At 66.5% G+C, this 13,605-nt stretch carries 12 protein-coding genes; all 12 read left to right on the plus strand.

Going from position 1 to position 13,605, the window contains the following annotated elements; translation table 11 throughout:
- Nucleotides 1-5 precede the first annotated feature (5 nt).
- Complete coding sequence (gene murG, locus ACYQ1Z_RS17115; RefSeq protein ID WP_459793744.1) at nucleotides 6-1,106, plus strand: undecaprenyldiphospho-muramoylpentapeptide beta-N-acetylglucosaminyltransferase; 1,101 nt, start codon at nucleotides 6-8, stop codon at nucleotides 1,104-1,106.
- Nucleotides 1,103-2,515 (plus strand): UDP-N-acetylmuramate--L-alanine ligase, encoded by a 1,413-nt coding sequence (gene murC / locus ACYQ1Z_RS17120; protein ID WP_459793745.1) that lies wholly within the window; start codon nucleotides 1,103-1,105, stop codon nucleotides 2,513-2,515. Before murG ends, murC begins: the two co-directional genes overlap by 4 nt.
- On the plus strand, nucleotides 2,508-3,533 hold the full coding sequence (locus ACYQ1Z_RS17125) for a cell division protein FtsQ/DivIB (RefSeq protein WP_459793746.1): 1,026 nt from the start codon (nucleotides 2,508-2,510) through the stop codon (nucleotides 3,531-3,533). The genes murC and ACYQ1Z_RS17125 overlap by 8 nt, the downstream gene beginning before the upstream one ends.
- A gap of 184 nt (nucleotides 3,534-3,717) precedes the next feature.
- On the plus strand, nucleotides 3,718-4,956 hold the full coding sequence (ftsZ, locus tag ACYQ1Z_RS17130; protein ID WP_459793747.1) for a cell division protein FtsZ: 1,239 nt from the start codon (nucleotides 3,718-3,720) through the stop codon (nucleotides 4,954-4,956).
- Nucleotides 4,957-4,964: 8 nt separating this feature from the next.
- Nucleotides 4,965-5,654 carry a polyphenol oxidase family protein gene (locus ACYQ1Z_RS17135; protein ID WP_459793748.1) on the plus strand — a complete coding sequence of 230 codons (690 nt, stop codon included), beginning with the start codon at nucleotides 4,965-4,967 and terminating at the stop codon, nucleotides 5,652-5,654.
- Nucleotides 5,647-6,384 (plus strand): YggS family pyridoxal phosphate-dependent enzyme, encoded by a 738-nt coding sequence (locus ACYQ1Z_RS17140; protein ID WP_459793749.1) that lies wholly within the window; start codon nucleotides 5,647-5,649, stop codon nucleotides 6,382-6,384. Before ACYQ1Z_RS17135 ends, ACYQ1Z_RS17140 begins: the two co-directional genes overlap by 8 nt.
- An 88-nt stretch (nucleotides 6,385-6,472) precedes the next feature.
- A complete protein-coding gene (locus ACYQ1Z_RS17145) occupies nucleotides 6,473-7,003 on the plus strand; it encodes a cell division protein SepF (RefSeq protein ID WP_459793750.1) in 531 nt (176 codons plus the stop codon).
- Between the two features lie 123 nt (nucleotides 7,004-7,126).
- On the plus strand, nucleotides 7,127-7,414 hold the full coding sequence (locus tag ACYQ1Z_RS17150; RefSeq protein WP_459793751.1) for a YggT family protein: 288 nt from the start codon (nucleotides 7,127-7,129) through the stop codon (nucleotides 7,412-7,414).
- 169 nt (nucleotides 7,415-7,583) lie between these two features.
- A complete protein-coding gene (locus ACYQ1Z_RS17155; RefSeq protein WP_459793752.1) occupies nucleotides 7,584-8,279 on the plus strand; it encodes a DivIVA domain-containing protein in 696 nt (231 codons plus the stop codon).
- A 92-nt stretch (nucleotides 8,280-8,371) separates the two neighbouring features.
- Nucleotides 8,372-9,034, plus strand: coding sequence for a signal peptidase II (gene lspA / locus ACYQ1Z_RS17160; RefSeq protein ID WP_459793753.1), 663 nt, complete (start codon nucleotides 8,372-8,374; stop codon nucleotides 9,032-9,034).
- Entirely contained in the window at nucleotides 9,027-9,953 is a 927-nt protein-coding gene (locus ACYQ1Z_RS17165; protein ID WP_459793754.1) for an RluA family pseudouridine synthase, read from the plus strand. Before lspA ends, ACYQ1Z_RS17165 begins: the two co-directional genes overlap by 8 nt.
- 49 nt (nucleotides 9,954-10,002) lie before the next feature.
- A complete protein-coding gene (gene dnaE, locus ACYQ1Z_RS17170; RefSeq protein ID WP_459793755.1) occupies nucleotides 10,003-13,560 on the plus strand; it encodes a DNA polymerase III subunit alpha in 3,558 nt (1,185 codons plus the stop codon).
- Nucleotides 13,561-13,605: the final 45 nt, after the last annotated feature.

A 13,605-nucleotide genomic window follows, 5' to 3' on the forward strand; every position in this document is an offset into this window, starting at 1 on the left:
CCCAGATGACCCCAAAAAGCCCCTCCATTGTGCTGGCGGGCGGCGGCACAGCCGGCCACGTCAGCCCCCTCCTGGCCATCGCCGCGGCCGTGCGGAAGGCTGCACCCGAGGCAGCCCTGCTCGCAGTGGGAACACCGTCCGGAATGGAAACCAGGCTGGTTCCTGCCGCCGGCGTTGAACTTGCCACCATCGACCGTGTCCCCTTCCCGCGCAAACCCTCAACCGACCTGGTGCGCCTGCCCGCCCGGCTGTCCGGGGCAGTCCGCCAGGCCGGGGCCATCCTCGACAAAGCAGCGGCAGACGTCCTGGTGGGTGTCGGCGGCTACGTTTGCACGCCCATGTACCTGGCGGCCAGGAAACGGCGCATCCCCATCGTCATCCACGAAGCGAACGCCCGGCCGGGACTCGCGAACAGGGTGGGGGCCATGCTGACCGACCGCGTGGCGGTCGCCTTCGAAGGCACCCCACTCCGGCACGCCGTTCACGTGGGCATGCCGATGCGGACCGAAATCTCTTCCCTCAACCGGGCAACTGCGCGTACCGCGGCCCGCGAAGCCCTGGGACTGGACCCGGAGCAGCCCACGCTGATCGTCACCGGCGGCTCCTCCGGCGCGCAAAGCATCAACCGCACCATCGCCGGTTCCGTTGGACAGTTGGGCGCCGCAGGCATCCAGACACTGCATATCACCGGCCGCGGCAAGTCCGTCCTCGATGACGCCGGCAACCCGCTTGCCGCTCCGGGATACCGGCAGGTCGAATACGTGGACGGGATGGAGCTCGTGTATGCCGCCGCGGATGTGCTGCTGGCCCGTTCGGGGGCCGCAACGGTCTGCGAAGCCGCAGCCGTCGGTGTGCCCGCGGTGCTGGTGCCGCTGCCGATCGGCAACGGGGAACAGTCCCTTAACGCCGCGGGGCTTGTTGCCGCCGGCGGTGCGCTGCTGGTCCCGGACCGGGATTTCAACGCCGGCTGGGTCGCCCGGGAACTGATTCCCCTTATCGCCGACAAAACCCGACTGGCCGGCATGGAAGCGAACTCCTACCGGCTGGGCATCCGAAACGCCGACCAGCGCATGGCTGGCCTCATCCTGGAAGCGGTACAAGCATGAACCTCCCGAACCAACCGGGCCAGGACGCCCCGCCCGCCAGCGGACCCCTCGGCGGCCTTGAGTCCTTCGGCAAGGTCCACTTCATCGGCATCGGCGGCGTGGGGATGTCCGCCGTGGCGCGAATCATGGTCGCCCGCGGCGTTCCGGTCAGCGGCTCCGACGCCAAGGACCTGCCGGTCATGAAGGACCTCGCAGCCGCGGGCGCCCGCGTCGCCGTGGGCTACGACGCCACCAACCTGGGAGACGCCCAGACAATCGTTGCCGGGTCGGCCATCAGGGCGGACAACCCGGAACTGGCCGCCGCGAGGGAAGCAGGGCTGCCCGTCCTGCACCGCTCCGAAGCCCTGGCGGCCACCATGGGGGACGACGTGGTCGTCACAGTGGCCGGAACCCATGGCAAGTCCACCACCACCTCCATGGTTGCCGTCCTCCTGCAGGGCGCCGGCCTGGACCCGTCCTTCGCCATCGGCGCCAACGTTCCGGCCCTGGGCGTCAATGCAGCCCACGGCACGTCCGGCATCTTTGTCGCCGAGGCCGACGAGTCCGACGGCTCCTTCCTCAACTACCGGCCCCGCATCGCCGTCGTCACCAATGTCGAGCCCGACCACCTTGACCACTACGGCACCGCCGAGGCCGTGTATGAGTCCTTCGACCGGTTCACGGCGCTGCTTCCCGCGGACGGCGTACTCGTGGCCTGCGCGGACGACGCCGGCGCGCTGGCCCTTGCGGAAAGAACCAGGGCGCGCGGCAACACGCGTGTGGTGTTGTACGGGACAGGACCGGGCGCCGACCTGGTGCTGCACGACGACGGCCCCGGGCGGGTGGCCGTCTCCGGGCCGGCCGGCCGCCACGGCCTTTCGCTCCAGGTGCCTGGCCGGCATAACGCCCTGAACGCGGCCGCCGCCTTCGCCGTTGCCCTTGAGCTGGGCGTGGAGCCGGCAGCAGCTGCTGCCGCCCTGGCCGGTTTTTCGGGGGCGTCACGGCGCTTCGAACTGAAGGGCTCAGCCAGGGGAGTGCGGGTGTTCGACGACTACGCGCACCACCCCACCGAGGTCCGTGCCGCCCTCGCCGCAGCACGTTCGGTAGCGGGCAGCCACAAGGTCCACGTCCTCTTCCAGCCCCACCTGTTTTCCCGGACCCGCGAGTTCGCCCGCGACTTCGCCGAGGCGCTGAACCTTGCAGACACCGCCCTGGTGCTGGACATCTACCCGGCACGGGAGGACCCGATTCCCGGCGTCACGAGCCAGCTCATCGCCGACCACCTGCGCGGCGGGGGCAGGCTGGTCTCGGCCGGTGAAGCGGTCGCGGCTTTGGTGGGCAGCGCGTCCGACGGCGATATCGTGCTGACCGCCGGTGCCGGGGACGTAACATCCTACGGCCCATTGATCGTCGAGGCGCTGCGTGGGTAGCACCCGCCGCCCCACCTACCGCCCGGGCGGCCGGAGTGGCAGCAGTGCCACTGGCGACGGCAGCGGCCGCGCCGGTGTGCGGGGCCGGCCTGCTCCCGCCGGCGACGACGTTATTTCGGCCTCCCGCAGCGTTCCCACTGTTGAGCCGGAGAAAACCGCGGCCACGGGGAAGAAAGCGAACAAGGCCGTAAAGGCCCGCAAGCTGTCCGGGACAGGTGCGTCCGCGGTCCCCGGCAAAGTACGGTTCTCCGGGTTTCGGAAGGACAAGACCGGCCCGGAGTCCGCCGGTGCGGCCGAAAATGTCCTGGCTTTTCCCGAACCCAGGGGCAAACGGCGCAAGCGGAACTTTTTGGTGGTTGCGGCGACGCTGGCAGCGCTGGTGGCCGGGCTCCTGGCCGCCGCCATTTTTTCCCCTGCCCTTGCCCTGGACACGATTTCCGTTTCGGGCACCCGGCTTCTGACGCCTGCACAGGTGCAGGGCGCCCTCGAACCGCTGCGCGGCAAACCGTTGCCGCAGATCACAGACGAGGAAGTGGGCCGGCTGCTGGAGCCCCTGGTCCAGGTGAAGTCCGTTTCTGCCGAGGCGCGGCCGCCGTCGGGACTGGCCGTCGCTGTGCATGAGCGTGTGCCCGTCGCGCTGGTCAAGCAGGGGGAGCAGTACCAGCTGGTGGATGTTGAGGGGGTCCGGCTGGCCGTCATGGCGGACCCGTCGGCTGTGTCGCTTCCCGTGATTGACGGTGGCGCCGGCACCATCGGCCAGGACCTGTTCCGGGCCACCGCGGCCGTCCTCGGTGCCCTGCCCGCCGACGTCCTCGCGAAGCTGTCCAACGCGTCCGCCCAGTCGGTGGACGCGGTCGAGCTCAAGCTCGTGGATGGCCAGACCATCATCTGGGGAAATGCGTCGGAGAAGGAACTTAAGGCTAAAGTCTTGGAGGCGCTCCTCAAGGTTCCTGCAGACCCCAAAAACCCCGTCCGGGTGTACGACGTCAGTGTGCCGCGGCACCCCGTAACACGCTGACCGCATTCTTTGCCCGGTATTAATCCGACACGCGGACCCGGTCATTGAATGTGGGAACCAGAGGAAATACCGTCACAGACATGAGTTACTTGACATAACTATAACGTTCAACTCGAACGTTAAGGTTGCAGGGTTCAAGCTCTCCATAAGTTTTCGCAAAAGACACGAACAAGGGACACGTAACGTGGCAGCTCCGCAGAATTACTTGGCCGTCATCAAAGTCGTCGGCATCGGCGGCGGTGGCGTGAACGCAGTCAACCGCATGATCGAGGTCGGGCTCCGGGGTGTCGAGTTCATCGCCATCAACACGGACGCCCAGGCCCTGCTGATGAGTGATGCCGACGTCAAGCTTGACGTCGGACGCGAGCTGACCCGCGGCCTTGGTGCTGGAGCGAACCCCGAGGTGGGCAAGCAGGCCGCCGAGGACCACGCGGACGAAATCGAAGAAGTCCTCCGCGGCGCAGACATGGTGTTTGTCACCGCCGGCGAAGGTGGCGGGACCGGGACCGGCGGCGCGCCCGTCGTCGCCCGTATCGCACGTTCCCTCGGTGCCCTCACCATCGGCGTGGTGACACGCCCGTTCACCTTCGAAGGCCGCCGCCGCGCGGGCTCCGCTGAGGCAGGTATCGACGCCCTCCGCGACGAAGTGGACACCCTGATCGTCATCCCCAACGACCGCCTGCTGTCCATCAGCGACCGGAACGTCTCCGTCCTTGACGCGTTCCGCTCGGCCGACCAGGTGCTGCTCTCCGGTGTCCAGGGCATCACGGACCTCATCACCACGCCAGGCCTGATCAACCTCGACTTCGCCGACGTGAAGTCCGTTATGCAGGGCGCAGGCTCCGCCCTGATGGGCATCGGTTCAGCCCGGGGCGAGGACCGTGCCGTCAAGGCCGCCGAGCTGGCAATCGCCTCCCCGCTGCTCGAGGCGTCCATCGACGGCGCCCACGGCGTACTGCTGTCCATCCAGGGTGGCTCGGACCTCGGCCTGTTCGAGATCAACGAAGCCGCCCGCCTGGTCCAGGAAGTCGCCCACCCTGAAGCCAACATCATCTTTGGTGCAGTCATTGACGACGCCCTCGGGGACGAGGCACGTGTCACCGTTATCGCGGCCGGTTTCGACGACGTCAAAGCCACGTCGCCGTCCCTCGACCAGTCCCAGCAGCAGGGTGCGCCGCAGCGCCCCGCCGCACCTGCGGCTGCGCCCGCACCCGCGCAGGCGCCGTCCTCCGGAAACCACCACGTGAACGTGCAGCCCGTCCACGCAGGAGTCGGGGCCGCGGGGCTCAGCAGCTGGGGACAGCAGCGTCCCTCAGCAGTCCCCGCCGATTCGGGTTTCGACGTCGACCTCCCTTCCGTGGTGGAGCCGGACCTTACCGGCAACCACCCGGATGATCTGGATGTCCCCGACTTCCTGAAGTAGGGCGCGGCTTGTTCCATTGGCGCGCCGACATCCTTCCCGGGGTGTCGGCCGCATTCACTGACGATGCCGCCGGCAACCTGGCTCTGCATGTCGGTGACGATCCCGTGCAGGTCCAACGGCGCCGGGCGGGACTGGAAGCCGCCATGGGTGTGCCCTCGTCCAGCCTGCAGTTCATGAACCAGGTCCACGGAGCCGATGTCGCTGTCCTGGACGCGGGCGGTGCCGCGCCCACCGCGGATGCCATGGTGTCCCGCAGCGTTCCGCTGGCCGTGATGGTGGCTGACTGTATCCCCGTGCTGCTCGCAGGCGAATCCGTGGACGGCCCTGTGATCGCCGCCGTCCACGCCGGACGCCCCGGAGTCGAAGCCGGCATTGTTCCCGCAGCAGTGGGGCGGATGCGATCCCTGGGCGCCACAGGCATCCGGGCCTGGCTAGGCCCCTCCATCTGTGGCCGCTGCTACGAGGTGCCGGCAGACCTGCAGGTCCGGGTGGCCGCGGCCGTTCCTGCTGCCCGGAGCACCACCTCCTGGGGCACGCCCGGGCTGGACCTGCCAGCCGGTGCTGTCAGCCAGCTCGGCGAGGCCGGTGTCCGGGTCGAGTACCTGGGGGAGTGCACCCTGGAAACACCGTCGCTGTACTCTTACCGGCGGAACCGGGACACGGGACGGTTCGCAGGCCTGGTGTGGCGCCATGAATGATCCCCTGCAGGGCGACGACGCACGTACCCGGGAACTTGAAGCGCGGCTCGCCGCAGTGCGGGAGCGCATCGCCCGGGCAGCAGCGGCCGCCGGGCGTGCGGACAACCCGCCGCGCCTGATCGTGGTGACAAAATTCCACCCGGCCGAAGACATCCGCCGGCTCGCAGCCCTCGGCGTGACGGACGTCGGCGAGAACAGGGACCAGGAAGCCTCCGGCAAGGCTGCCGAACTGGCGGACTGCGGACTCACCTGGCACTTCGTGGGGCAGCTGCAAACCAAGAAGGCCAAATCGGTGGTCCGCTATGCGGCAGCCGTGCACTCCGTGGACCGCCCGCAGCTTGTGGACGCCCTGGCCAAAGCAGCAGCCGCGGCGCAGGAGCAGGGCGCGCGCTCCGACCTGGAATGCTTTATCCAGGTCAGCCTGGAAGACGACGCCGGCGCGCACCGCGGAGGGGCAGCCCCGGCCGACGTGCCCGTGCTGGCGGACCGTATCGACGCAGCGGCCGGACTGCGGCTGGCAGGCGTGATGGCAGTGGCGCCGCTCGGCGCCCAACCCGGGCCGGCCTTCGAAAAGCTGGCCGGCATTTCGGCGCGCCTCGTCGCCGGCCATCCGGGCGCGACGGCCATCTCCGCCGGCATGAGCCAGGACCTGGAAGCGGCGGTGATGTTCGGGGCGACACACCTGCGGATCGGCTCCGATATTCTCGGATCGCGTCCCGCGGTGGGGTAGCGTCGGTCCTGTTGGAAGTGATGGGCGGGGGACTCAGTGCTGTCAGTCATTGGGCGGCCCGCAATCGGTACAGGATTAGGAGTCGACCATGGCCGGCGCTCTGCGCAAGACAATGATCTATCTTGGGCTCGCCGACGGCGATGAGCATTACGAGTCCGAGCAACAGACCGTACGTAAGGATGAGGACGAAACCATGGAAGCTGACCGCGAGGAACGCCGTGCACCCGCACCCGTCCGCGAGGTCAGCCGCGAAGCGTCCTACGCCCCCGAAGAGGAATACCGCGCCCCAGTGACCCCCATCAAGCGTGCGGCCTCAAGCCGCGAAGAGACCAGCGGCCTGCGCCAGATCACCACCATCCACCCCCGCTCCTACAACGACGCCAAGCTCATCGGTGAGAGCTTCCGGGACGGCATCCCGGTGATCATGAACGTCACGGACATGGGAGAGGCCGATGCCAAGCGCCTGGTCGATTTCTCCGCGGGGCTCGTGTTCGGGCTCCGCGGCAGCATCGAGAGGGTCACCAACAAGGTTTTCCTGCTCTCACCTTCGTACGTCGAAGTTATTGGTGACGACAAAAAAGCCAGCGACAACCAGGCCAGCTTCTTCAACCAGAGCTGACCTTCCGGCAGCATGATGATGCCAGGCAGGGGACACCTGCCTGGCATCTGTGCTGAAATAGACGGAACACATCGGCAGGACACCCTGGTATCCACAAAATGACATGGAGAGATTAAATAAGTCATGGGAATTGTTTTCGGACTTGTCTATCTCGCGCTCCTGCTGTTTTTTGTAGCCCTCATCATCCGCCTGGTCTTTGACTGGGTGCAGATGTTCGCCCGCGAATGGCGGCCCAGGGGAGCGGCCCTGGTGGCAGCGCACACGGTCTACTCGGTTACCGATCCGCCCTTGAAAGTGCTGCGCCGGATGATCCCGCCGCTTCGCCTGGGCGGCATTTCCCTGGACCTCGGATTCCTGATCCTGTTCATCGCCGTCAGTATCGCGATGGGAATCACGCGGGGACTCGCCTGAACCGGCAAAATGCCCGCAATACAGCCTCGACCTGCGGGAACGGTTACTGTAAGCGGAGAACACGTGTTTGACACCGCAGTGTTGAATTAGAGTAAGCAGACCAAATTTAGGTACCGTAGTTTTGACGGCCGGAAGGCCTACTGACTAACCAGACCAGTGAGGTGACCAGATGGCTTTGACGCCAGAAGACGTTGTCAACAAGCGCTTTCAGCCGACCAAGTTCCGTGAGGGCTACGACCAGGACGAAGTTGACGACTTCCTGGACGAGATCGTCGTTGAACTCCGCCGCCTGAACCAGGAAAACGACGAGCTCCGCAAGAAGCTCGCCGAAGCCGGTTCCGCCGTCCCGGCCAGCACCACCGCCGCTCCGGTCGTGGAGAAGGTCCCCGCCCCGGTCAAGTCCGAAAAGGACGAGGCACGCGAAAAGGCCGAGGCCGAAGCCAAGGCCGCCGCCGAGGCGAGCAAGAAGAAGGAAGCCCAGGCTCCCGCCCCTGTTGCCGCCGCACCCGCACCTGCGAGCCAGGCCGCCGTCGCCACCCCCTCCGCAGAATCCGCTGCAGGACTGCTGGCCATGGCCCAGCAGATGCACGACCGCCACGTCGCCGATGGCCAGGCCCAGAAGGACAAGATCATCGCCGAGGCGCAGATCGAAGCCAGCAGCCTCGTCAACGACGCGCAGGAGAAGTCCCGCAAGATCCTGGGGGCCCTGGAGCAGCAGCGCTCGGTCCTGGAACGCAAGGTGGAGCAGCTGCGCGGCTTTGAGCGCGACTACCGCTCGCGGCTGAAGGCCTACATCGAGGGCCAGCTGCGCGACCTCGAAGCCCGCGGCTCGGTGGCAACCCCCGAAGTGAGCGAAGCCAACTAGTCCGTCAAGCACGTATTCTGAAAGCCGGTGGCTGAGGATTCCTCGGCCGCCGGCTTTTCGGCATTGACACCGGTATTACGAACGAAAGCATCATGACTGACCAGCCCCCGGCAGACGCCGCACGCCCTGTCCCGCCACATGTGCGCCCCCGCCGCACCATCCTGCTGTCCCTCTTCGCCGGGTTCGCGGTCTTCGCCTACGTATTCGACCAGCTGACCAAGCTCTGGGTCACCTCCACCATGGTGGAGGGCGAACGCATCCCGGTGCTGCCGCCCCTCCTGCACTGGTACTTCATCCGGAACTCCGGCGCGGCGTTTTCCATTGGCGAGAATGTCACCTGGGTGTTTTCCATCATCATGGCCGCCGTTGCCGTTGCCATCCTTTTCCAGGTAAGGAAGCTCGGCTCGAAGTGGTGGGCCCTTGCGCTCGGCCTGCTGCTCGGCGGTGCGCTTGGCAACCTCACTGACAGGCTGTTCCGCGAGCCGTCCTTCGGCATGGGACACGTGGTCGACTTCATCCAGCTGCCCAACTTCGCCATCTTCAACATTGCAGACTCCGCAGTGGTGTCCGCTGTCGCCATCATCTGCATCCTCACACTGCGTGGCATCTCCCTGGACGGCACCCGACTTGCCGCGCACGGCAAGGACGGGGCCGACGGCGCGGACCAGGGCGCCGGCACGGAAAAGGGCGCCGGCCATGCTGAGGCGCAGGGGACGGCAAACGCCGACAGCAAGGAAAAGACCGGCAATGACTGAACGGTACGTCGTTGCTGACGAGTACGTGGGGTCCAGGGCGGACGCCGGTCTGGCCGGAATCCTTGGTGTCTCCCGTTCCGCAGCGGCAGCCCTGATAGCCGGCGGACACGTCGTGAGCCGGGGCAAGGCCCTGGGAAAGTCGGCCAAACTGGCGGCAGGTGACGTCCTTGACGTCAGCATGCCGGAGCAGCGGGACCCGCTGGAAGTCGTGGAGGAAGTTGTGGAAGGCCTGAAGATCCTGCTCGACGACGACGATTTCGTCGTCGTCGACAAACCCGTTGGCGTCGCCGCCCACCCGTCCCCGGGCTGGGTCGGCCCCACCGTCGTCGGCGGGCTGGCGGGTGCCGGCTACCGCATTTCCACGTCCGGTTCGCCGGAACGCGCCGGCATTGTGCACCGGCTGGACGTCGGAACGTCCGGCGTGATGGTGGTTGCCAAATCGGAACCCGCCTATACCGCGCTGAAACGGGCTTTCAAGGAACGCACCGTGGACAAGGTCTACCACGCCGTGGTGCAGGGCCTGCCGGACCCCCTGACAGGCACGATCGACGCTCCCATCGGCCGCCATCCCGGCCACGACTGGCGCTTCGCGGTCATCGAGGATGGCCGCCACTCCGTCACGCATTACGAAGTCCTGGAGGCGTTCGGCAAGGCCAGCCTCGTGGAGGTGCACCTCGAGACCGGCCGGACCCACCAGATCCGGGTCCATTTCTCGGCGCTCCGGCATCCGTGTGCGGGCGACCTCACCTACGGCGCAGACCCCAGGCTCGCCGCCAACCTCGGCCTGACCCGGCAGTGGCTGCACGCCCGCGAGCTTGGCTTCGACCACCCGGTCACGGGCGAGCGGATCCGGGTGACCAGCGACTACCCGCAGGACCTGGCCTACGCCCTGGAAGTGCTGGAAGCCGGACGGGCCTGAACGGCGCGTGGTGGACCGGGCCGCCGGAACCCGCCCTTAGAATAGTGCGGTGACTTCCAGCAATGATTCGTTTGTCCACCTGCACACGCATACCGAATACTCCATGCTGGATGGAGCGGCACGCCTGGGGGAACTGTTCGACGAAACCGAGCGGCTGGGCATGCCGGCCCTGGCCACCACGGACCATGGCTACCTGTTCGGGGCCTTCGACTTCTGGCAGAAGGCCAAGGCCAAGGGCATCAAACCCATCATCGGCGTCGAAGCCTACGTAACGCCCGGGACCGCCCGCACGGACAAGGAACGCGTCCGCTGGGGCGACGAGTCCCAGCGCAAGGACGACGTCTCCGGCGGTGGCTCGTACACCCACATGACCCTGCTCAGCTACAACAACGTGGGCATGCGGAACCTGTTCCGGGCATCCTCCATCGCGTCGCTGGACTCGGTCTTCGGCAAGTGGCCCCGGCTGGACCGGGAGCTGCTCAACACCTACTCCGAGGGGCTTATCGCCACCACCGGCTGCCCCTCCGGCGAAGTCCAGACCCGGCTCCGGCTCGGCCAGTACCGTGAAGCCCTGGAGGCGGCCGCGGAATTCCGTGACATCTTCGGCGCCGAAAACTACTTCTGCGAACTGATGGACCACGGCCTGGACATCGAGCGCCGGGTTACGGGCGACCTGCTGCGCCTGGCGAAGGAACTGAACCTTCCGCTGGTGGCCACCAACGACCTCCACTACACCCACGAGCACGATGCCAAGGCCCATGAGGCGCTGCTGGCCATCCAGTCCGGCTCCACCCTCCTGGAACCCACCTACGACAACGGCGGTTCACGCTTCGCGTTCTCCGGCAGCGGTTACTACCTGAAGTCCCCGCGCGAGATGCGAGAGCTGTTCCGCGACCACCCGGACGCCTGCGACAACACCCTCCTGATCGCCGAACGCTGCGAGGTGTCCTTCAACACGGACGCCAACTACATGCCGCGCTTCCCATGCCCGCCGGGGGAGGACGAGACCTCCTGGCTGGTCAAGGAAGTCGATAAAGGGCTGCAGTACCGGTACCCGGGAGGCATCCCGGACGAAGTCCGCAAGCAGGCCGACTACGAGCTCGGCGTCATCACCTCGATGGGCTTCCCCGGCTACTTCCTGGTGGTTGCCGACTTCATCAACTGGGCCAAGAACAGCGGCATCCGGGTGGGCCCGGGCCGTGGTTCGGGTGCCGGCTCCATGGTGGCGTACGCCATGCGCATCACCGACCTCGACCCGCTCCGGCACGGCCTGATCTTCGAACGCTTCCTCAACCCCGACCGCGTCTCGATGCCCGACTTCGACGTCGACTTCGATGACCGGCGGCGGCCGGAGGTCATCGACTACGTGACCCGCAAGTACGGCGACGAGCGCGTAGCGATGATCGTCACGTACGGCACCATCAAGACCAAGCAGGCGCTCAAGGACTCCTCCCGCGTGCTCGGCTACCCCTTCAGCATGGGCGAGCAGCTCACCAAGGCGCTGCCGCCGGCCGTCATGGCCAAGGACATTCCGCTCGCGGACATCCAGAACCCGGAAGCCAAGCGCTACTCGGAGGCCGGTGATTTCCGCCAGCTGATCAGCACGGACCCGGAAGCCGCGAAGGTCTTCGAAACCGCCCTCGGCATCGAGGGCCTGAAGCGGCAGTGGGGCGTCCACGCAGCCGGCGTCATCATGTCCTCGGACCCCATCATCGACGTCATCCCCATCATGCGCCGTTTCCAGGACGGCCAGGTCATCACCCAGTTCGACTACCCGACGTCCGAGGGCCTTGGCCTGATCAAGATGGACTTCCTGGGCCTGCGGAACCTGACGATCATTTCCGACGCCCTCGAGAACATCAAGATGAACCGCGGGATCGACCTCGATCTCGAAAACCTCGAGCTTGATGATGCCCCGTCCTACGAGCTCCTGGCCCGTGGCGACACCCTGGGCGTGTTCCAGCTTGACGGCGGGCCCATGCGCTCACTGCTCAAGCTCATGAAGCCCGACAACTTCGAAGACATCTCCGCTGTGCTCGCGCTGTACCGGCCTGGTCCCATGGGCGCCAACGCGCACACCGACTACGCCCTGCGCAAGAACGGGATCCAGGAAGTCATTCCCATCCACCCGGAACTCGAGGAGCCCCTGAAGGAAATCCTCGGCGGCACGTTCGGCCTGATCGTGTACCAGGAGCAGGTTATGGCCGTGGCGCAGAAGCTGGCCGGCTACTCGCTGGGCCAGGCAGACATCCTCCGCCGCGCCATGGGCAAGAAGAAGAAGTCGGAACTGGACAAGCAGTTCGCCGGCTTCTCGCAGGGCATGCAGGACAACGGCTACTCCATGGACGCCGTCAAGACCCTGTGGGACATCCTCCTGCCGTTCTCCGACTACGCGTTCAACAAGGCGCACTCGGCCGCGTACGGTGTCATCTCCTACTGGACCGCCTACCTCAAGGCGCACTACGCCCCCGAGTACATGGCGGCGCTGCTCACCTCGGTGGGTGACGACAAGGACAAGTCGGCCATCTACCTCAACGAATGCCGCCGGATGGGCATCACCGTGCTGCCGCCGGATGTCAACGAGTCCGCGTTGAACTTCACCCCCGTGGGCAACGACATCCGCTTCGGCATGGGCGCCATCCGCAACGTGGGTGTCAACGCCGTCGAGGCCATGGTGGCCGCCCGGGAAAGCGAAGGCGCGTTCACGTCCTTCAAGGACTTCCTCATGAAGGTCCCGGCAGTGGTCTGCAACAAGCGGACCATCGAATCACTCATCAAGTCCGGTGCGTTCGACTCCCTGGGCCACCACCGCCGTGCCCTCGCCCTCGTCCACGAGGAAGCGATCGATTCGGTCATCACGCTCAAGCGCAACGAGGCTATCGGCCAGTTCGACCTCTTCGCCGGCATCGAGGAGACCGAGTCGGAGTCGTCGCTAAGCATCGAAATTCCGGACCTGCCCGAGTGGGAAAAGAAGGACAAACTGTCCTTCGAACGCGACATGCTGGGCCTGTACGTGTCAGACCACCCGCTGCAGGGCCTGGAGGGGCTCCTGAGCCAGCACGCGGAGATGAGTATCACCTCGGTCCTTGGCGAGGACGGTCCGCAGGACGGGGCCATCATCACCATCGCCGGAATGATCACCTCGCTGAGCCGGCGCATCGCCAAGGCCAGCGGCAACGCGTACGCCCGCGCCGAGGTGGAGGACCTGGGCGGCTCGATGGAGGTCATGTTCTTCGGCCAGGTCTACAGCCCCATCGCCTCCGTGCTCGCCGAAGACCTGATCGTGGTGGTCAAGGGGCGGCTGCAGAAACGCGACGACGGCGCCATCACGCTCAACTGCATGGAACTGTCCGTCCCCGACCTCAGCGAAGGAATGAACGGGCCGCTGGTCATCACCATGCCCACACACAAGGCCACCGAAGCCGTGGTCACCGAACTGGGGGACGTGCTCCGCACCCACCGCGGCAACTCCGAAGTGCGGCTGCATCTGCAGGGCGACACGAGGACCGAGATCATGGGGCTGCCCGTGCACCTGCGCGTGAACCCGAGTCCGTCGCTGTTCGGCGACCTCAAGGTCCTTCTCGGCCCTGCCTGCCTGGACGCCTGACAAACAGCGGACGACGGCGGGACCTGGCTTCCGCCGTCGTCCGCC

It is taken from the genome of Arthrobacter sp. AD-310 (assembly GCF_054656615.1).

Excerpts from the sequence above, each read along its gene's own strand:
- ACYQ1Z_RS17165 (WP_459793754.1), top strand. The coding sequence starts at position 9,027 with ATGACTGAACGGTACGTCGTTGCTGACGAGTACGTGGGGTCCAGGGCG.
- murC (WP_459793745.1), top strand. The coding sequence starts at position 1,103 with ATGAACCTCCCGAACCAACCGGGCCAGGACGCCCCGCCCGCCAGCGGA.
- ACYQ1Z_RS17145 (WP_459793750.1), top strand. The coding sequence starts at position 6,473 with ATGGCCGGCGCTCTGCGCAAGACAATGATCTATCTTGGGCTCGCCGAC.
- murG (WP_459793744.1), top strand. The coding sequence starts at position 6 with ATGACCCCAAAAAGCCCCTCCATTGTGCTGGCGGGCGGCGGCACAGCC.
- ACYQ1Z_RS17140 (WP_459793749.1), top strand. The coding sequence starts at position 5,647 with ATGAATGATCCCCTGCAGGGCGACGACGCACGTACCCGGGAACTTGAA.
- ACYQ1Z_RS17150 (WP_459793751.1), top strand. The coding sequence starts at position 7,127 with ATGGGAATTGTTTTCGGACTTGTCTATCTCGCGCTCCTGCTGTTTTTT.
- ACYQ1Z_RS17155 (WP_459793752.1), top strand. The coding sequence starts at position 7,584 with ATGGCTTTGACGCCAGAAGACGTTGTCAACAAGCGCTTTCAGCCGACC.
- lspA (WP_459793753.1), top strand. The coding sequence starts at position 8,372 with ATGACTGACCAGCCCCCGGCAGACGCCGCACGCCCTGTCCCGCCACAT.